This is a genomic window from Mesorhizobium sp. M0239 (genome assembly GCF_040321815.1).
GTDB lineage: Bacteria > Pseudomonadota > Alphaproteobacteria > Rhizobiales > Rhizobiaceae > Mesorhizobium.
This window is the reverse complement of record NZ_JAMYSG010000004.1, coordinates 63995-82645: the sequence shown is the minus strand read 5'-3', so window position 1 is coordinate 82645 and position 18651 is coordinate 63995. Positions and strand designations below refer to the sequence as shown.

Annotated in this window: 14 protein-coding genes and 1 pseudogene; 10 read left to right on the top strand and 5 right to left on the bottom strand. The window is 62.9% G+C overall.

Going from position 1 to position 18651, the window contains the following annotated elements:
• Positions 1-89 precede the first annotated feature (89 nt).
• The 3 genes from NKI99_RS04910 to NKI99_RS04900 all read right to left on the bottom strand — a co-directional run bounded on the left by NKI99_RS04910 (position 90) and on the right by NKI99_RS04900 (position 3062).
• Positions 90-914 carry a carbohydrate ABC transporter permease gene (locus NKI99_RS04910; protein WP_081734746.1) on the bottom strand — a complete coding sequence of 275 codons (825 nt, stop codon included), beginning with the start codon at positions 912-914 and terminating at the stop codon, positions 90-92.
• The gene (locus NKI99_RS04905) at positions 911-2086 is read right to left on the bottom strand and encodes an ABC transporter ATP-binding protein (RefSeq protein WP_352440768.1); all 1176 of its coding nucleotides are present in this window, start codon (positions 2084-2086) and stop codon (positions 911-913) included. The genes NKI99_RS04910 and NKI99_RS04905 overlap by 4 nt, the downstream gene beginning before the upstream one ends.
• 175 nt (positions 2087-2261) lie before the next feature.
• Entirely contained in the window at positions 2262-3062 is an 801-nt protein-coding gene (locus tag NKI99_RS04900) for an SDR family NAD(P)-dependent oxidoreductase (protein ID WP_352610107.1), read from the bottom strand.
• Positions 3063-3227: 165 nt separating this feature from the next.
• On the opposite strand from NKI99_RS04900, the gene NKI99_RS04895 reads away from it, so the two are divergent.
• The 6 genes from NKI99_RS04895 to NKI99_RS04870 all read left to right on the top strand — a co-directional run bounded on the left by NKI99_RS04895 (position 3228) and on the right by NKI99_RS04870 (position 9651).
• Positions 3228-4088, top strand: coding sequence for a DeoR/GlpR family DNA-binding transcription regulator (locus NKI99_RS04895; RefSeq protein WP_352609946.1), 861 nt, complete (start codon positions 3228-3230; stop codon positions 4086-4088).
• A gap of 39 nt (positions 4089-4127) precedes the next feature.
• Positions 4128-4928 carry a BtpA/SgcQ family protein gene (locus tag NKI99_RS04890; RefSeq protein ID WP_023809131.1) on the top strand — a complete coding sequence of 267 codons (801 nt, stop codon included), beginning with the start codon at positions 4128-4130 and terminating at the stop codon, positions 4926-4928.
• A 160-nt stretch (positions 4929-5088) separates the two neighbouring features.
• Positions 5089-6609 (top strand): FGGY-family carbohydrate kinase, encoded by a 1521-nt coding sequence (locus tag NKI99_RS04885; protein ID WP_352609944.1) that lies wholly within the window; start codon positions 5089-5091, stop codon positions 6607-6609.
• On the top strand, positions 6609-7238 hold the full coding sequence (locus NKI99_RS04880; protein WP_292336009.1) for an HAD family hydrolase: 630 nt from the start codon (positions 6609-6611) through the stop codon (positions 7236-7238). Before NKI99_RS04885 ends, NKI99_RS04880 begins: the two co-directional genes overlap by 1 nt.
• Positions 7239-7396: 158 nt before the next feature.
• Positions 7397-8383, top strand: a complete 987-nt coding sequence (locus tag NKI99_RS04875; RefSeq protein WP_352610105.1) for a tagatose kinase — start codon at positions 7397-7399, stop codon at positions 8381-8383.
• Complete coding sequence (locus tag NKI99_RS04870; RefSeq protein ID WP_352609943.1) at positions 8383-9651, top strand: D-tagatose-bisphosphate aldolase, class II, non-catalytic subunit; 1269 nt, start codon at positions 8383-8385, stop codon at positions 9649-9651. The genes NKI99_RS04875 and NKI99_RS04870 overlap by 1 nt, the downstream gene beginning before the upstream one ends.
• Before the next feature lie 57 nt (positions 9652-9708).
• Here the strand turns inward: NKI99_RS04870 and NKI99_RS04865 are convergent, their stop codons facing one another.
• Complete coding sequence (locus tag NKI99_RS04865) at positions 9709-11055, bottom strand: NAD(P)/FAD-dependent oxidoreductase (protein ID WP_352610104.1); 1347 nt, start codon at positions 11053-11055, stop codon at positions 9709-9711.
• A 318-nt stretch (positions 11056-11373) separates the two neighbouring features.
• Between NKI99_RS04865 and NKI99_RS04860 the strand changes: the two are divergent.
• Positions 11374-11589 (top strand): annotated as a pseudogene (locus NKI99_RS04860) (L-2-hydroxyglutarate oxidase); the annotation flags it as partial.
• Positions 11590-12320: 731 nt separating this feature from the next.
• On the opposite strand, the gene tssH reads toward NKI99_RS04860, so the two are convergent.
• On the bottom strand, positions 12321-15101 hold the full coding sequence (tssH, locus tag NKI99_RS04855) for a type VI secretion system ATPase TssH (protein ID WP_352440776.1): 2781 nt from the start codon (positions 15099-15101) through the stop codon (positions 12321-12323).
• Positions 15102-15413: 312 nt separating this feature from the next.
• Here tssH and tssA point away from each other — a divergent pair, with 312 nt between their 5' ends.
• From tssA to tssC, 3 genes are read left to right on the top strand one after another with little or no spacing between them, the layout of a single operon-like run.
• Positions 15414-16586, top strand: a complete 1173-nt coding sequence (gene tssA, locus NKI99_RS04850) for a type VI secretion system protein TssA (RefSeq protein WP_352440777.1) — start codon at positions 15414-15416, stop codon at positions 16584-16586.
• A gap of 6 nt (positions 16587-16592) precedes the next feature.
• Entirely contained in the window at positions 16593-17132 is a 540-nt protein-coding gene (gene tssB, locus NKI99_RS04845) for a type VI secretion system contractile sheath small subunit (RefSeq protein WP_352440778.1), read from the top strand.
• Between the two features lie 3 nt (positions 17133-17135).
• Complete coding sequence (tssC, locus tag NKI99_RS04840; RefSeq protein WP_023809141.1) at positions 17136-18641, top strand: type VI secretion system contractile sheath large subunit; 1506 nt, start codon at positions 17136-17138, stop codon at positions 18639-18641.
• Positions 18642-18651 lie beyond the last annotated feature (10 nt).

Genomic DNA, 18651 nt, shown 5'->3' with positions numbered 1-18651 from the left:
CTACTCCTCTTTCCCTCTGGACGCGGCGGTGATCCCGCCACGATTTCCTAACCGGCTAGCGAGCCATGTCGGCTCTCGGAGCGGCCGGCCTATTTCACGCTGCCGAACGTCAAGCCCTGGACGATGAAACGCTGGATGAAGCGGGAAGCCACGACCAGCGGCAGGATGGCAAGCACGACGCCGGCAGAAACCTTGGCGATCTGGACGCCGTTCGAGGTCTGCAACGCGGCGAGCGCAACCGGTATGGTCGCCGTCTTCGGCCCGCTCAAAACCAGGGCAAACAAAAACTCATTCCACGCCAGGATGAAACCGAGCACGCCGGCGGCCGCGATACCGGGCATCGACACCGGCAGCACAATGCGCCAGAAGGCGCCCCAGGCGGTCGCGCCGTCGGTCATCGCCGCCCACTCCAGATCGACTGGAATGCCTTCGAAGAAGCCCATCAGGATCCAGGTCAGGAAAGGCAGGTTGAGCGCGGCATAGACGATGATCAGCCCGGTCAGCGAATTGCTGAGCTCCAGGCTTCGGAACAGCGTGAAGGTCGGCAGCACCAGCGCCACGGGCGGCAGCATTTGCGTCGCCAGAACGGCAAAGCGCGCCCAACGACCGCCCGTACGGAAGCGGGCGAAGGCATAGCCGGTGGTGGCGGCGAAAGGCAAAGCGAGCAGAACCGAGCCGAGCGCGACGATCAGGCTGTTGAGGTAGGACTGACCGAAGCGACCTGACAGCAGCGCCGAATAATTGTCCGTCGTAAAGGCCGGCATCAGCTCGTTGCTGTAGGATAGCTGCTCGGGCACGAAGCTCGTCCGCAGCACCCAGAGCGGCGGCAGCAGCACGATGGCGCAAACGACAATCAGCCCGAAATGCAGGCCGAAGCGGCGGCGAAAGGCAGGCCGTTCGTTTCTGTCCATCATCGAGTGGCCCCCATGAGGCTCGGCCGCGCGATGACCAGTTCGGTCTCGGGATCAAACAGGTGCATTGGCAGCGGGTCGATGTAGAGCTCGACGATCGAGCCGACGGGCGCCGTGAAATAACGGCTCAGGCGGGCGGCGATCTCCAACGGCTTGTCGTCTCCGGCGGGGTGGGCATGATCCTTGCCGGTGGCCTGACCCGCGATCTGGCCGATCAGGACGTTCTCGGCGCCGAGAGCCTCGACGGCCACGACCCGTACGGCAATCTTCTGCCAGTCCGGCTTGTCGGCGCGTTCGTGGAAATCTTCGGCTCGAACGCCCAGAATGACGCGGCGCCCGACACGCTCGCCATAGGCGTTGCGGTGGCGGGCGGGGACGGTAAGCACGGCACCACTGTCGGTCACGACGGAGAGCCCTTCGCCAGGTGCGGGCTGAAGCGTGGCCGGAATGAGGTTCATCGGCGGCGTCGCCAGGAAGCGCGCGACGAAGGTGTTGACCGGGTCGGCATAGACTTCAAGCGGCCGGCCGGCCTGGACCAGGCGACCATCGCGCATGATGCATATGCGATCGCCCATGGTCATGGCCTCGACCTGGTCATGCGTGACATGGACGATGGTGCGGCCAAGGCGCCGGTGCAGCTTGACGAGTTCGAGCCGCATCTCTGCACGCAGCTGCGCATCGAGGTTGGACAGCGGCTCGTCAAGCAGGAAGGCCGCCGGTTCGCGAACGATCGCCCGACCGAGCGCGACACGCTGCCGCTGGCCGCCCGAAAGCGCTGCCGGCTTGCGGCCGAGAAGATTCTGCAGCCCGAGCAGGTTAGCGGCGTCCGCAATCTTGGCATCGATGACCGCTGCGTCGGTGCCGCGCATCTTCAGCCCGAAGGCCATATTCTGCCGCACCGACATATGCGGATAGAGCGCGTAGCTCTGGAAAACCACCGCGACGTTGCGGTCGCGCGGCGCGACATTGGCGACGCTCTTGCCACCGATGCGGAGATCGCCGGAAGAGATACTCTCCAGGCCGGCAATCATCCGCAGCGTCGTCGACTTGCCGCATCCCGACGGGCCGAGAAAGATCACGAATTCACCGTCAGGAATGGTGAGATCGACCTCATGCACCCCGTAATTGCCATTGCCGTAGAGCTTGGAAACGCGATCGAGCTCGATAGACGCCATAGACTTTCCTCATGAACCCGTCTGACCCGGCTGAACGCCGAAGGCCGGAGTCGAGCGAACGGTCATCTTAGAGAACAAAATATAACATTGAAAGCCTGCCTTCTGATCATATGTGTTCACTTTTTTTGGATGGCGCGTGCCAGCATCAGGATCCGGTTACAGCCGCCAAAAGCCGTCAGGTCATGTAGACGCCGCCGGTCACGTTGACCCCCTGGCCAGTCATGAAGCGGGCTTGATCCGAACAGAGGAAGACGACGACGTCGGCGACATCCTCCGGCAGCTCGAGCCGGCCGAGCGGCGTCTGCGCGATATAGTCGGCGACCACCCGTTCGGGCGTGACTTGCCGCAGATGCGCCTCCCACTCGACTTCTCGCGATTGCATGCCGGTCTTGACGAACCCCGGGCAGACGGCATTGACGCGTATCCCTTTGGGCGCGAGCTCGCGGGCAAAGGCCTGCGTCCAGCCGAGCACGGCGAACTTGGACGCCGAATAATGCGCCAGGAGCGGCGCACCGACCTTCGCCGCAAGCGAGGCGGTGTTGACGATACAGCCCGTGCCCTGCTTGACAAAATGCCGTCCAGCGATCTGATTTGCCAGGAATACACCACGTGCATTGACGGAGAAGTTGAAGTCCCACTCCTCGTCGGTCAGGTCCAGCGCATGCTGCATGGTGGACACGCCGGCATTGGCGATCAGGATGTCGCAGCCGCCTAGCGCTTCCAGCACAGTGGCAAAGGCCGTCTCGACGGAATCGCGGCGGCGAACATCGACCGTGACGGCGGCGGCATCGCCGCCAATTTCCTCAGCCGCCTTGCGTGCCGCGTCGGGATCCAGATCACCGATCGCCACGGCGACGCCCTGCCGCGTCAGGGCGGTCGCGATCGCGCGACCGATCCCCGCGCCGCCGCCCGTCACGAAGGCACGCTTGCCCGCGAGTTCGGCAAGCACTGGAGGAATGACGGAGACAGCCGGCATGGTCGTATTCTCTCTGCTTTGTGACGGAATGCGTTCTGTTGATATGGAGATGCATACCAATAAATTCGAACACTGCAAACATATTTTTGTTTGAAAATGTTTGATCATGCGATAGAGTCAAAACTGCAGACCGCTTCGTCAGCGGCTTACCCACCGGATACATCGATGGCAGACGACACCGCCGCTCCTGAGACATCCACGCATGGCGCACCGCGCGATGCCGATCGTCAGCGCCTTCTCGCGCACGATCGACAAGCCCGCATCCTCGCTTTCCTGCGCCGGACGGGGTCGCTCACCGTCGCCGCGGCAGCGGCCGAACTCGCCGTTTCCGACATGACGATCCGCCGCGATCTCGTCGAACTGGAACGCGAGGGCAGGCTGGTGCGAATCCATGGCGGCGCGATCGAGGCCGATAACCCGCCGCTGGTCGCCATGGACAGTGAGGAGCCGAGTTTCGATTCGCGCTTGCGCCAGCGCCGTGACCCGAAGGCCGCGATTGCCGCCGCCGCGGCCGCCTTGGTTTCGGGATACCGCACGATCGCATTGGATGTCGGCACCACCACCTATCTGATGGCCGAGCACCTCAAGGACCTTCCGCACGCCAAGGTGTTCACCAACAGCCTCAGGATCGCGGCGGCGCTGAACGGCGGTATGCCCGAAGTCTATGTTGCCGGCGGCCGCGTACGAGCCGACGAGATGTCGACCGGCGGACCCGCGGCCATCGCTCAGTTCGAGGCGCTGTGGTTCGACGTCGCCGTGATCGGCGTCTCCGGCATCACGGCGGACGGCCTTTTCGACTATTCCTTCGATGATACCGATATGAAGCGCGCCTATCTGAGACGCTCAGGCACCAAGATCGTGCTCTGCGATTCCGCCAAATTCCTGCGCATGTCGCTGGTGCGGATAGCGCCACTATCGGACATCGATATCCTCATCACCGATGCCGAGCCGCCGGCCAAGATCGCCGCGGCGCTCGCCGCGGCCAAGGTCGACCTGCGCATCGCGCCGCCACTGACGCGCGACTGAGGCGCAACATTCTCACTTTATCCCCAAGGAGACGACTCGATGGTATTTGAATTTTTCGGCGACAAGAAGAAGGCTGTCATCTCGATGGCCCACATCGGTGCCCTGCCGGGAACGCCCCTCTATGATGCCGATGGCGGCCTCGACAAGCTGATCGATGGCGTGCTCTCCGACATCCGCAAGCTGCAGAGCGGCGGCGTCGATGCCATCATGTTCGGCAACGAGAACGACCGCCCCTATGTCTTCAAGGCGCCGCCCGAAGGCATTGCCGCCATGACTGCGATCGTCCAGGCGGTGAAGCCCGAACTGAAAGTGCCGTTTGGCGTCAATTATCTCTGGGATCCGACCGCCAGCGTCGCGATCGGGGCTGCCACCGGAGCCCGTTTCGTGCGCGAGATCTTCACCGGCCTGTTCGCTTCCGACATGGGCTTGTGGGAGCCCGATTGCGCCGCCGCCTCGCGCCTGCGGCACAATCTTGGCCGCGACGACATGAAGCTTCTCTTCAACATCAATGCAGAGTTCGCACACTCGCTCGACCAGCGTCCTATTGAATTGCGCGCCAAGAGCGCGGTGTTCTCGTCGATGGCCGACGCCATCCTCGTTTCCGGTCCGATCACTGGCCAGCCGGCCGACCAGTCCCACCTGCGCAGCGTCTGCGAGACGATCAAGGACGTGCCGGTCTTCGCCAACACCGGCGTGAACATCGACAATGTCCGCGATGTCCTTTCGCTGGCGAGCGGCGTCGTGATCGGCACCCATTTCAAGATCGATGGCAATACCTGGAACGCCGTCGACGGCGATCGGGTCAAGCGCTTCATGGACGTTGTCGCCACCTTGCGCTGAGGACGGCTTCCACGGCGATGCCGGCCACCGCCGGCTCGCGGTGATCATATCGATCGTTGCGGGCCGGCGTCCGGAATGATCGACTGGTATCGAGCAGTGGGACACAACGAGGCAGACAGGTTCGCCCGCCTGCCCTTCCCGGCATTTCAATGGATTCGACATGGCGTTCGTTCTCGGTCTCGATATCGGCACCACCTCGACGATCGGCATTCTGATCCGGCTTCCCGATCAGGTGCTGGGCCTCGCCTCGCGCCCCGTCACGCTGCATTCCGAGCATGCGGGCTGGGCCGAGGAAGATCCCGCGCAATGGTGGATCAATGTCCGCGACATCGTGCAGGAGTTGCTCAGGACCAGCGGCATCAAGGCCGAGGAGATCGTGGCGGTCGGCACCACCGGCATGCTGCCGGCGGTCGTTCTCCTGGACGACCAGGGCGAAGTGCTGCGGCCAAGCATTCAGCAGAGCGACGGCCGCTGTGGCGCCGAAGTGGCCGAACTGCGGACCGAATGCGATGAGGCGGCTTTCATCGCCAAGGCCGGCAACGGCATCAACCAACAGCTCGTCACCGCAAAGCTGCGCTGGATAGAGCGTCACGAGCCGGAGGTGTTCAGCCGCATCGCCACCGTTTTCGGCTCCTATGACTATATCAACTGGCGCCTCACCGGCGAACGTGCGGTCGAGCAGAACTGGGCGCTGGAGGCCGGCTTCGTCGACGTTTCGACGCACCGGATCGACGACGATCTGGTGGCGCTCGCGCACATACCGCGCTCGGCCGTGCCACGAAAGATCGCCTCGCATGAGATCCTCGGTTCCGTCTCGGCGAAGGCCGCGGATGAGATCGGCCTGATGGCGGGAACACCTGTCGTCGGCGGTGCGGCCGACATGATCGCCTCCGCGCTCGGCGCCGGAGTCGCCAAAGCAGGCGATGTCCTCCTGAAATTCGGGGGCTCGGTCGATATCCTGATCGCCACCGATCAGATCAAGCCCGATCCGCGCATGTATCTCGATTACCACCTGGTGCCGGGCCTGTTCATGCCCAATGGCTGCATGTCGACCGGCGGCTCGGGCCTCAACTGGTTCGTACGCAATTTCGCCGGCGGCGAGATGGCCACGGCACAGGCCGAAGGTATTTCGGTACACCAGCGGCTCGATGCGCTGGCGGCAGAGCGTCCCGCCGGTGCCGATGGCCTCACCATCCTGCCCTACTTCCTCGGTGAGAAGACGCCGATTCATGATCCAGCGGCTCGTGGCGTGATCGATGGGCTGACGCTGTCGCACGATATCGGCCATGTCTGGCGCGCTTTGCTCGAGGCCTATGCCTTTGCCATCGCGCATCATGTCGAGGTGCTCAACGACATGGGTCACCGGACCGAGCGCTATCTCGCCTCCGACGGCGGCTCGAGCAGCAAGGTCTGGATGCAGATTGTCGCGGATGTCTTGCAAAAGCCGGTCCAACGACTGACGGGGCACCCCGGCTCTTGCATCGGCGCTGCCTGGACGGCGGCGATTGGCGTCGGCCTGACCGACGACTGGTCGGGCGTTTCCGGTTTCGTCAGCTTCGCCGACCGGCTCGACCCCGACCCGCGCAAGGCTGATATCTACCGCGACGGCTATCGCCGCTATCGCGATCTTTATGCGCGCCTGTCGGCTCCTGGCGCGACCAGAGCGGGATCGTCATCGTGATGTATCGCGCCGTCGCCTGGGACATCGACGGAACGCTGATCGACAGCGAGCCGTTGCATCATCAATCCCTCCTCGCCGGCTGCCGCAACTGGAACGTCGATCTTGACGACCTGCCCGACCAAGCCTTTCGCGGCATCCATATGGGCGACGTCTGGACAATGCTGCGTCCGCGTCTCCCAGTCGGGCTCGACCAGGCGGAGTGGCTCGCCGCTATCAATGCCCACTACGTCGCGAACCGGGCGAACGCCGTCCCGATCCCCGAGGCGGTCGAGACGATTCGGACCCTGGCTGACCGCGGCGTCCCGCAGGTCTGCGTCTCGAATTCCGGCCGGCAAGTCGTCAATGCCAATCTCGATGCGCTCGGCGTGCTCGACCATATGAGTCTCACAATCAGCCTCGACGACGTGTCGGCCGGCAAGCCCGACCCCACGCCCTATCGCGAGGCCTGCCGGCAGCTCGCCGTAGCTCCAGGGTCGGTGGTGGCCGTGGAAGACAGCCGCACCGGCACTAAGGCAGCACGAGCCGCCGGTCTGTTCGTGGTTGGCTATCTCCCCAGCGGCGGCCTGCTCGGCGACGTCGATCTCAGCACCAACCGTCTGTCGTCGATCCTGGATCTGTTTCCCGGCTGAGGGTTTGCGCGTCGTTACCTTCCAGGTGTGCGCTTGACCATGCATTCAGGATCGTAGCGTGATGGCAACTGATCGATTCACATCGACCGGTAGGAATCCCCCTTGCGCCTCGGCGTCGTGAAACCGCAAACGACATCACACCCAGGATTGGACGCTTGATGAACGACCTCCCCCAAACGCTTGCAGCGGACTCGCTCGGGCCAACCGTGACGATTGGAGAAATCCTGGTAGAGATCGTCGCGAGGCAGACAGGCACCGGCTTCCGGGAACCTATCGGCCTCATTGGCCCCTTTCCGAGCGGCGCGCCCGCCATCTTCATCGATCAATGCGCACGTATGGGCGGAGCGGCCGCGATGGTGGGCGTGGTCGGCGACGACGATTTCGGCGTCGTCAACGTGGAGCGCCTGAAGCGGGACGGCGTAGACACTTCCGCCATCGCTGTTTCCCCGGATTATCCGACGGGCAGCGCCTTTGTTCGCTACCGCGCGGACGGAAGCCGCGATTTCGTCTACAACATCGCCAAATCCGCCGCCGCTCGATTGGAATGGACCCCGCAGGTCGAGGCGCTGATCGCGCGTTGCGGGCATATCCATGTCATGGGAACGGTGTTCGCAAGTCCCGCAGCCTGGGCGATCACCGAACGCGCGATCCCGCTGATCAAGGCACGCGGCGGCACGATGTCGCTCGATCCGAACCTGCGCAAGGAATTGCTGGCGCACGGCCAGACCGAGGAGAAATTCGCCGGTCTGGTGGACGAAGCGGACCTGCTGCTGCCGTCGGGCAACGAATTGTTCCTGGCCGCCGGCATGGACGGCGAGGAACGCGCGATCGAGGCGCTGTTCAGACGAGGGGTCAAGGAGATCGCTGTGAAGCGCGGCGAACATGGCGCGTCAGCCCGTCAAAGCACCGGAGCCCGCGCCGATTGCCCCGGCCTGATCGTCGAGGAAACGGACCCCACCGGGGCCGGCGACTGTTTCGGCGGAGCGTATTTCGCATGGCGGCGGCTGGGCATGGCGCTGCAGACGGCGCTCGAATTCGCCAACGCGGCAGGCGCGCGCAACGTCACACGCCTCGGCCCCATGGAGGGAGCCGGCACGCGGGCCGAGCTGGAAGATTTCATGGCAAGAACGGCGAGAAGAAATTGATGCGTGTGGCGATCGAAGATGTGCCGGCCCTGCACAGGGAAGGCAAGAAAATCGGGGTGACCTCGGTGTGTTCGGCGCACCCGCTGGTGCTGAAAGCCGCACTGCGCCATGGCCGGGAAACCGGCACCACCGTCCTGATCGAGGCGACGTGTAATCAGGTCAATCATCTGGGTGGTTATACGGGCATGACGCCGGCCGATTTCGCGGCGATGGTGGAAGCGCTCGCGGCAGTCGAGCAGTGCCCGGAAGAGCTGATCGTGCTTGGCGGGGATCATCTCGGCCCTAATCCCTGGAAAGACCGGCCCGCCGAGGAGGCGATGGCGCAGGCCGGGACGATGGTCGATGCCTATGTCCGCGCCGGCTTCCGCAAGATCCACCTCGATGCTTCGATGGGCTGCGCGGGTGAACCGGCGACGCTAGACGACCACACGGTGGCCGGGCGCGCGGCCAGGCTGGCGGGCGTCGCGGAGCAGGCGGCAGCGCAGAGCGGCGGGGCAAGCCCGGTCTACATCATCGGGACGGAGGTGCCGCCGCCCGGTGGCGCCGATCACACATTGGATGCGATCACCCCGACCAGTCCGGAGGCCGCTCGCCAGACACATGCCATTCACGCCCAAGCATTCCACACAGCCGGGCTTGAAAGCGCATTTTCCCGCGTCATCGGGCTTGTGGTGCAGCCGGGCGTGGAGTTCGGCAACCAGAATGTGATTTTCTACGATCGGGCAAAGGCCCGCGACCTGGCGGCAACCCTCGACAGATTGCCGTCGCTCATTTTCGAAGCCCATTCGACGGACTATCAGGGTGAGAGGCCGTTGCGTGAACTCGTCGAGGACGGCTTCGCCGTCCTCAAGGTCGGACCCGAGCTGACCTTCAAGCTGCGCGAGGCGCTGTACGCGCTCGACCTGATCGCTTCCGACCTGGTGCCTGACTATGGCGAGCGGCCGCTTTACCACGCAATGGAAGAGCTGATGCAAGGCACCCCCAAGAATTGGGCAAGCCACTATCATGGAAGCGATGCCGACAAGCGGACGCTGCGCCACTACTCCTATTCCGATCGCATCCGATATTATTGGGCGATCCCGCAAGCCCGTGCCGCCTGCAACCGTCTCTTCGATACGCTGAACGGCCGCAAGGTGCCGGTGATGCTGTTTCTCCAGCACCTGCCTTCTGCAGTCACATGGGCTGACCGGGCCTGCGACGTCGAGGAGATCGCGATCGGTCACGTCCGGCGGAGCATCGAGGCCTACGCCCGGGCATGCGGCACCTGAGATCCTCGTCCGGTCCTTCAAGGCCAGAGCGGATGGGCTGGCGGGCGGCAGGAACGCTTACAGCGATGGCCCCAATCGGATCGGACTGCCGTCGCTGAAACGGGATTGACGGAACCTGTGGAGGTTGTGCCCGGTCTCGTTGCCTTGGACGAGGTCAGACAACACACGGCCGATGCCGGGTCCGATGCCGAAGCCGTGGCCGCTCATCCCGGTCGCTATAACGAGACCCGGGATCGCAGCGGCGCGATCGACGATGGGCACGACATCAGGCATCGCATCGATCATGCCCGCCCAGCTCGCCTTGAGCGGTACAGTCGTGAACTGAGGGAAAAGCTCCCTGAACCCGCGGTCGATGGCGCGGAGCGCCGACGTCTCGGGAGCGGGATTGAGGACCCGCATCCGTTCGAAAGGGCTTTCTTCATCCGCGTTCCATCTGCGCGGCGTCGACCAGCCATCCGGGTATCCTCGCGGCGCGGCCGGCAGGTAGCGCGTGCCGAAGGGATTGGCCATCAGGGCGCTGAAATATTTGCCCGCATGGCGAAATGCGTCCGGCCCTATGTAGAGTTGGCTGCTGCCTCCCGATGCGAGCGTATACCCGCCATCCTGCCTGCGCCGGAAAGCGATGCGTTCATCCGCGGCGGCACCGGCGTGGATCTCCGGCATCGGTGCTGTCGCGGCGACGGTCGCCCTGACGCTGAGCTGCGGAATCGAGATGCCGTGGGCGCGCAGAAAGAGCGACGTCCACGCGCCGCTGGCGACGACGACGCTCGAGGTCGCGATGCGCCCTTTCTCGGTCCAGACGCCACTGATGCGTCCCGCGGAGATGTCGAGCATACGTGCCGCGCAATTCTCGATGATCGTCACACCTTCGCGGGCCGCCAGGCGAGCAAGCGCGGGCACCGCGACCCAAGGTTCCGCCCGCATGTCCGATGGGGTGATCATTGCGCCTTTGAACGGTCGCGACATGGCCGGGATCAGGCTTGCCAACTCACCTTGGTCGAGGAGACGCGTGTCGACGCCATGAGCCTGGGCAATCTCGAGAAACTTCGCGAAACCGGCCATCTCCTTGTCTGTCCGCGCAAGATAGGTAACGCCCGTCTGCTTCAGTCCTATGTCCTCGCCACATTCCTGCGCCAGTTGCCGCCAGAGGCGCTGCGCTTCGATGACGATCGGCAGTTCGTCGGCATCGCGGCCCTGCTGCCGGATCCAGCCCCAATTGCGCGAGGATTGCTCGGCGGCGATGCGGCCCTTTTCCAGCAGCGTCACCGAGACGTTCCGTCGCGCCAGGAACAGTGCCGTGCTCACGCCAATGACCCCGCCGCCGATGATCACGACGTCCGAAGTCTTCGGCAGGGGCTGCTGGAACTGGATCGGGGTGGCTTCGGTGAAGGGGAAGATTGTCAAAGAGCACCGTCCTTCTTGGTATGCTGCGGCGACATCCGGTCCACGCTGGCAGCGAGATCTGGGCAGCGATATCTGGCCGCCGTGAAATGTCGATACCACGCGAGGAGATTGATCGTCAGCTACTGCTTGCCGACAAGGACGGCGACAGATCGCGGGTCTGGAAGCCCCTCTGGACAATGAGTTTTGAAACTGCCGGCCAAAGGCTGGCGACTGTGCAAGCGTGCCCCACTATTGCGTTATCGGCGGCGGCATCGTCGGCCTGGCGACGGCCATGCGGCTGGTTGAGACATATCCCGGCTGCAGCCTGATGCTGTTGGCCGGAAATACTGTCCGAGCCTCGGCCTCGCCGACCTGCTCCCGCACGAAGCAGGCATCCGCGCGCAAGCCGTGCGCAAAGACAGTGCCCTCATCCATGATTTCCTGTTCGCACAAACGGACCGCATGCTGCACGTCTGTAACGCCCCTTCACCCGCCGCCTCCTCGGCGATCCCGATTGCAGAGATGATTCGAGATCGCCTCATGCAGGGCTGCTGAAAACGAGGCGGTATGCATGGAGCCGCAACGCCCGCTGAACGCTGGAGTATCCGTCTTGGCCAAGAAAGGGATTGGGGCACCGGCCGCGGGCAACGCAGCTTTTGCGTCAGAACCAGATCCGCTCACCACCGGGCCAGCAATTCCGCTCCCGGCGAGAAGGTACTTGGCCTGCCGGCCATAGCCGCTCGGCCTCAGGCCTGCGGTTTCCGCAAGCGTTAGCCTCCTGTGGACGCCGGCATTTTTGGCTGCGCAAAGATCTCAAGCGAAACGACGGCCGACGTCGCAGGTTCGACCGTCATAGGCATAGCTCGACGAGCTCCCTATGGTACACGTCCACAGAATGCACTGACACTCAAGCCAGCTTGGCTAAGCTAGAAATCTTTAAGTCTTTGAAATGACCTGACTATTTATGGTACCGTTGGCTGGGACCTATCCCCGGATCAAGCTATTGTTTTTATTATGTTTTTTCTGCTCCAACGTCCGATTTGTATCACAATAGGTATCACAATCTGTAGCACCTTCTCCGCGACCCTTGGATGCCTTCGCCCACAGCGGCCGCAGCGTGTTTGACTAAAGCCACTCGCAGATCCGGTGTCGTGGCAGGTAAAAGAATACCGTCATTCTTCTAACCGATTGCGTCATACGAATTCACCGCCACCGGCCGCTCCCAGGCTAGTCGGCTCAGCTTGCCTATGCACGAAGAAGCCGAAGCAAACCGTCATCAACTTTCCTTACTCGAAGGAATAGGTGAAGCCCTCCTTGGAGGCGCCGACGGTTACCCTTGTCATCCTTTCGCCCTCGAGCGAGCGGTTCAGCACGCCGCGGCTCAATTCCGGCAGCAGCGTGTTTGTCAGGATGGCATCGATCATCCGCCCGCCGGATTCGATCTCGGTGCAGCGGGCCTTGACTAGGTCCATGACGCCATCGCCGATCACCAATTCTGCGTCGTTGGTCGCACGCAGCCGGCGAGCGATCTTGGCAAACTGGTGACGGGTGATCGCTTCGATCATCGAACCCGAAAGCGGATAGTAAGGAATGGTCACCACCCGGCCAAGAAAGGCCGCAGGGAAGACCTTCAGCAACGGGCTGCGCAGCGCGGTGTCCAGATCGTCGAGCCCTGCCCGCAGCGTGCCATTCCTGGTCCGATCCATGATGACTTCGGAGCCGACATTCGAGGTGAGCAGGATCAGCGTGTTCTTGAAATCGATGCGCCGGCCCTCGCTGTCGTCCATCATCCCCTTGTCGAAGACCTGGAAGAAGATTTCGTGCACGTCAGGATGCGCCTTCTCGACCTCGTCGAGCAGGATCACCGAATAGGGTTTGCGGCGGACCGCCTCGGTCAGGATGCCGCCCTTGCCGTAGCCGACATATCCGGGCGGCGCCCCCTTCAAGGTAGAGACCGTGTGCGCCTCCTGGAACTCGGACATGTTGATCGAGATCAGGTTCTGCTCGCCGCCGTAGAGCGTCTCGGCCAAGGCCAATGCGGTTTCGGTCTTGCCAACGCCCGAGGGGCCGCAGAGCAGGAACACGCCCACCGGCTTCTCCGGCGCGCCGAGCCCGGCGCGGCTGGTCTGCACACGCTTGGCAATCATCTCCATGGCGTGATCCTGGCCGACCACGCGTTCGGACAGAGTGCTGGCCAGCCGCAGCGCTTTTTCGGTCTGGCTCGACAGCATCCGCCCCGTCGGGATGCCGGTCCAGTCCTGAACGACCGCCGCCACGGCGTTGCGGTCGACCGACGGCAGGATCAGCGGCGTCTCGCCTTGCGCCTCGGCCAGTTCGACCATCAGTTCGCGCAACCGGGTGAGATCGGCGGCCGGATCGGGTGGAGGGGCATTGGCAGCCGCCGGTGCCTCCACATTGATTTTGGCCGTTTTGGTCTTGGGCGTTTCGACCTTGGGCAGCGGAGTCTCAACCGAGTCCGTGCCTGCTGTTTCCCTATTGGTCTCCGGCGTCTCCACCGCATCGAGCGGCACACCTTCGCCACGCAGCCTGGCGCGCAGTTCGAGTATTTCGGCAACGAGTGCCTTTTCCCCGTCCCAACGCTCCTGTGCGGCGGCGAGCATGACTTCGGTTTCGGCTAACCCGGTGTCGACCCGTGCCTGCCGGTCGCTCACCTCGATGCCGATCGCGGCCTCGCGACCGATGATGCCGCGCTCGACCTCCAGCGCCTGGCGTCGGCGCATGATGTCCTCGACCTCCGCCGGCGTGGCGTGCTGCGATATGGCGACACGGGCGCAAGCGGTGTCGAGAAGGCTCACCGCCTTGTCAGGCAGTTGCCGCGCCGGGATATAGCGATGCGAGAGACCAACCGCCGCCTCGATCGCCTCATCCAATATCTGCACCTTGTGGTGCTGTTCAAGAACGCCGGCGATACCGCGCAACATGAGAACGGCCACCGCCTCGGACGGCTCGTCGATCTTGACTACCTGGAAACGGCGGGTCAGCGCCGGATCCTTCTCGATATGCTGCTTGTACTCGGCCCAGGTCGTTGCCGCGATCGTGCGCAGTTCGCCGCGCGCCAGCGCCGGCTTCAGCAGATTGGCCGCGTCGCCTGTTCCAGCCGCGCCGCCAGCGCCAATCAAGGTGTGAGCCTCATCGATGAACAGGATGACCGGCGTTTCGGAAGACTGCACCTCATCGATGACTGCCTTCAGCCGCTTTTCGAACTCCCCCTTTACGCTTGCACCCGCCTGCATCAATCCGACATCGAGCATGCGCACACTGACCCCTTGCAGTGTCGGCGGCACGTCGTCCGCAGCGATACGCAAGGCAAAGCCCTCGACGACCGCGGTCTTGCCGACCCCGGCCTCACCGGTCAAGATCGGGTTGTTTTGCCGGCGTCGCATCAGGATATCGACGATCTGCCTGATCTCTGGATCGCGGCCGACAACCGGATCTATCTTACCGTCGCGGGCGCGCTGGGTCAGGTCGGTGGCGTATTTCGCCAGCGCCGAATCCCCACCCGGAGGCCGCCGCGGCGCCTCTGCGGTGGAGACCGTGGTCGAGGCGCCGGCTTCGAGCGAGCCCTCCATGACAACGGCGAACCGTGCGATGACCGCGGCGGCGTCGATCTTGTCAAACTCGCCGCTGATCTTCGACAGCAGGCCTTCCAGGACCGGCGTCTTCAGGCAGGCAAGGAGAATGTGGGCGCTGCGGACTTCCTCGACGCTGAACTCCAGCGTGGCTAGGTTCCAGGCTTCCTGGATGGCATGGAAGATATGGTCGGAAAATTCCTCGATCGACGTTGCGCCGTAAGGCAGCTTGTCGACGGCGCGGGTCATATCGGCCGTGAGCCGGCTCGCATCAAGGCCCGCATCGGCGATTATCATTTGCATATCCGAACGGTCGGAAAGTACCAGTTGCTCGATGAAGTGGACGAGCTCGACGTAAGGATTGCCGCGCAGTTTGGCTGTGTCGGCCGCAGCCTTGAAGGCGCGCACACCGACAGGATTGAGCTTGCCGACCAGTTCCTTGCGTTTGAAGGTCTGCGATGACCGGCGCTGTTCCATCGAACGTGCTCCTGCAATCTGCCAGTCGATAACCTGCCACATAAGCCGTCACTTGACAAAGCGTGATGAACAGCGCCCCTTCCACTTGTGGAGAGTGCCGCGCCATCAGATGCAAACAACCACGCAATTGTCCGCCTCGGTGTAATGCATTTCACATACAGGGTCAGCAATCTGGTCAAGGGTTCCAGCACCCAAGACGCGGCTTGGTCAGCTTTCGTTAATTTTTTGAGCAGTGCTTGAATTGTGGTAAAGTGCAACCGTGTGATACCGTAGGGTCACGTACGGTTTGAGGGCCGATCGCTGGGGGTTGGTGTGATTGATGTCGCACTCTGGCTTGCTCCGCTCGACGGTGAAAATCCGTCAGGGGAGGATTTGCGCAACGACCCGGCTTTTCATGAGCTGGAGCGCCTGACGGAACCCGAGATCAAGGTCGTCCACGACGGCCAGAACAAACCCGCCTCGCAAAGCACCATTCCGGTCGACTGGCCCGCGGTGCTCGCCAAGGCGGAGGAATTGCGTGCGCATGGCCGGGACCTGCGCCTGCTCGTCGTCGTCACGCGCGCGCTGGCCAATGAAGAAGGACTGGCCGGGCTCGCGCAGGGGCTGGCCCTTATTGCGCAGACCTTCGATCAGCATTGGGAAACAATGCATCCGGCACTGCGGCCCAACGCTTTGCCACGCGATGCCGCCTTGCGCCGTATCAACGCGCTGCTCGACCTCCAGAATGGTCAGGAGGGGTTGTTGGCGAACCTGCGGCAAATGACGTTCTTTGCGCCACGTGCGATCGGCCCGATCCAGGGCAAGGATCTGGAAAGGTGTGCGCTCGACGACCGTGTCATGCTCCAGGAAGCCGCCTCGGGATTGAACGCGGCAGAAAAGGCCGCACTGGTCAGTGCGCACGGACAATTGTTGAACCGGGTGCGTGCTGGATGTGCGGCACAGATGGATCAAGCCAACGCAGAAATGGTCTTGCTCGTCGCCGACGCCCGGGCAGCGATCGCAGCCCTTGATGCGGTCGAGACCGCTCTCAACGCCCGTCTCGAGGGCGGCGGCGCTCCTGTTCCGGAATTGAAGCGGTTTCTGCAGCGTCTGCTGACGACCCTCGAACGGAATTCGGCAGCCGGCGCCTTGGCGAATGGCGCGGCCAAGCCGCCCACGCCGGCAGAACCGGCAACGCCTGCTCGAAACGGTCATGGAGCCGATACTATGGCAAGTGCGGCAAGCTACGCGGACTCGAGCACGGGGCTTCCCAACCGGATTTCCTCGCGCGACGACGTGGTGAAATGCCTCGACCTCGTCGTCGCCTTTTATGACCGCACTGAACCGTCGAGCCCGATTCCGCACCTAGCGCGGCGCGTGCGCCGGATGGTGCATATGGATTTCGTTGAACTGATGGAAGATCTCGCGCCGTCGGGGCTGAAGGAATTCCGGCTCCTTGCCGGCGTTCCCGATGTCAAGAAGACGGCTCAGAAGGATGAAAGGTAACAGCACATGCCAGCCGAAAGCAAAGCGAAGGTTATCGAACGAAATCGCGCACCGCGGGTGCAGATCGCCTACGACGTGGAAACCTACGGTAGCCCGACGACGATCGAATTGCCGTTTGTCATGGGCGTGATGGCCGACCTTTCCGGTGCTTCGCAGACCAAGGAAGCGTCAAAGTCGGTGCTGGACCGTTCCTTTGTCGAGACCGACGCAAACCGCTTCCCCAAATTCATGGAGGCGCTCGGACCACGAGTGAAAGCCCGCGTGAAGAATACGCTGCCTCAGGTTGAGGGCGCCGAGCGGGACGAGGAACTGGCGCTCGACCTTACATTTTCCAGAATGGGCGATTTCGCCCCGGACAAGATTGCCGAGCAAGTTCCGCAACTGGCCGAGATCCTCAAGATGCGGCGCCAGCTCGAGGAGCTGCTTGGCTTCATGGATGGCCGCGTCGACGCCGAAAAACGCATCGCGCAACTTCTGAACAACGAACCACTTCTTGGCAAGATCGCCAGCCAGGCGCTGGCCGACGACGACAAGGTTGGGGAGTAAATCATGGCCGAACAGCAAAAGACCGCCGCCGTCGCCGCCGAGGCGGAAGCCATAGATCTTGGAGAATTCAGCGGGCTTCTCGAGAAGGATTTCAAGGTCAAGAAGGACGACAGCGAGAAACTGCAGCAACTCGTGCGCAATCTCGCACTCGCGGCGCAGTCCCGTTCCGAGACCACCACCATCTCCTCCAATGCGATCAAGTCGATCAAGTCGCTGATCGCGGGCATCGACAAGATGCTGACGACACAGGTCAACGAGATCCTGCACGCGCCCGAAGTGCGTGAGATGGAAGGCACATGGCGCGGCCTCTGGTATCTCATCAACAACACCGAGACGGATCAGAAGCTGAAGATCCGGGTGATGAACATCTCCAAGGAGCAACTGGCCGACACGCTCGAAGACTATGAAGGCCAGATGTGGGATCAGAGCCCGATCTTCAAGAAAGTCTATACGGACGAGTATTCGATGCTTGGCGGCGAGCCGATCGGCTGTGTGATTGGCGCCTACGAATTCTCGAACCACCCGCGCGACGTCGGTTTGTTGCGTAACATCTCCGGCATCTGTGCTTCAGCACACACGCCGTTTATCGCAGCCGCCTCGCCGCGCCTGTTCCGCATGGACAGCTGGCAGGAATTGCCGAACCCGCAAGATCTCCAGCAGATCGTCTCCAACCCGGCCTATGCCTCGTGGCAGTCGTTGCGCGAGAGCGAGGACGCTCGCTATATCGGCCTGACCATGCCGCGTGTTCTGGCGCGGCTGCCATACGGCACGGATACCGTTCCGGTGAAGGGCTTCACCTTCGAGGAAGAGGTGCAGGGCGATCACAACAAATATGTCTGGATGAACGCCGCCTTCCCTATGGGCGTGAACATAAACCGCAGCCACAAGCTCTATGGCTGGGGCACGCAGATCCGCGGCGTCGAGAATGGCGGCACGGTGCTTAACCTGCCGGTGCACAGCTTCCCGACCGATGACGGATCGATCGCGATGAAATGTCCGACCGAAGTCGCCATCGACGACCGGCGCGAAGCGGAACTGGCCAAGCTAGGCCTGATGCCGATCCTGCATCGAAAGAACACCGATCTCGCGGCCTTCATCGGCGCACACTCACTGCAGGACGACGAGACGCGGGCGGGGCGGCTGGTCGACCCCGACGCGCAGTCCAATGAGCGGCTGAGTGCCAACCTGCCCTATCTCTTCCCGGTCTCGCGCTTTGCGCATTACCTCAAGGCCATTGCGCGCGACAAGGTCGGCTCGTTCAAAGAGCGCTCCGACATGCAGATCTGGCTGACCGAATGGATCAACCGATATGTGCTGGCCAACCCGGCCTTCGCCGACGACAAGGCGCGCGCCAAGCGCCCGCTTGCCGCGGCCGAGGTTCAGGTGGACAGCGTTGAGGGGCGGCCGGGCTATTACAACGCCCGCTTCTATTTGCGTCCGCATTACCAGCTCGAGGGCATCAATGCCTCGCTCCGACTGGTCTCGGAACTACCGTCCGTGAAGACTTGAATTGCAGCAA

Coding starts and splice junctions, on each gene's coding strand:
- NKI99_RS04900 (WP_352610107.1), bottom strand. CDS start 3,062: ATGCCGGCTGTCTCCGTCATTCCTCCAGTGCTTGCCGAACTCGCGGGC.
- tssB (WP_352440778.1), top strand. CDS start 16,593: ATGCCAGCCGAAAGCAAAGCGAAGGTTATCGAACGAAATCGCGCACCG.
- NKI99_RS04910 (WP_081734746.1), bottom strand. CDS start 914: ATGATGGACAGAAACGAACGGCCTGCCTTTCGCCGCCGCTTCGGCCTG.
- NKI99_RS04875 (WP_352610105.1), top strand. CDS start 7,397: ATGAACGACCTCCCCCAAACGCTTGCAGCGGACTCGCTCGGGCCAACC.
- tssH (WP_352440776.1), bottom strand. CDS start 15,101: ATGGAACAGCGCCGGTCATCGCAGACCTTCAAACGCAAGGAACTGGTC.
- NKI99_RS04895 (WP_352609946.1), top strand. CDS start 3,228: ATGGCAGACGACACCGCCGCTCCTGAGACATCCACGCATGGCGCACCG.
- NKI99_RS04870 (WP_352609943.1), top strand. CDS start 8,383: ATGCGTGTGGCGATCGAAGATGTGCCGGCCCTGCACAGGGAAGGCAAG.
- tssC (WP_023809141.1), top strand. CDS start 17,136: ATGGCCGAACAGCAAAAGACCGCCGCCGTCGCCGCCGAGGCGGAAGCC.
- NKI99_RS04905 (WP_352440768.1), bottom strand. CDS start 2,086: ATGGCGTCTATCGAGCTCGATCGCGTTTCCAAGCTCTACGGCAATGGC.
- NKI99_RS04890 (WP_023809131.1), top strand. CDS start 4,128: ATGGTATTTGAATTTTTCGGCGACAAGAAGAAGGCTGTCATCTCGATG.
- NKI99_RS04885 (WP_352609944.1), top strand. CDS start 5,089: ATGGCGTTCGTTCTCGGTCTCGATATCGGCACCACCTCGACGATCGGC.
- NKI99_RS04880 (WP_292336009.1), top strand. CDS start 6,609: ATGTATCGCGCCGTCGCCTGGGACATCGACGGAACGCTGATCGACAGC.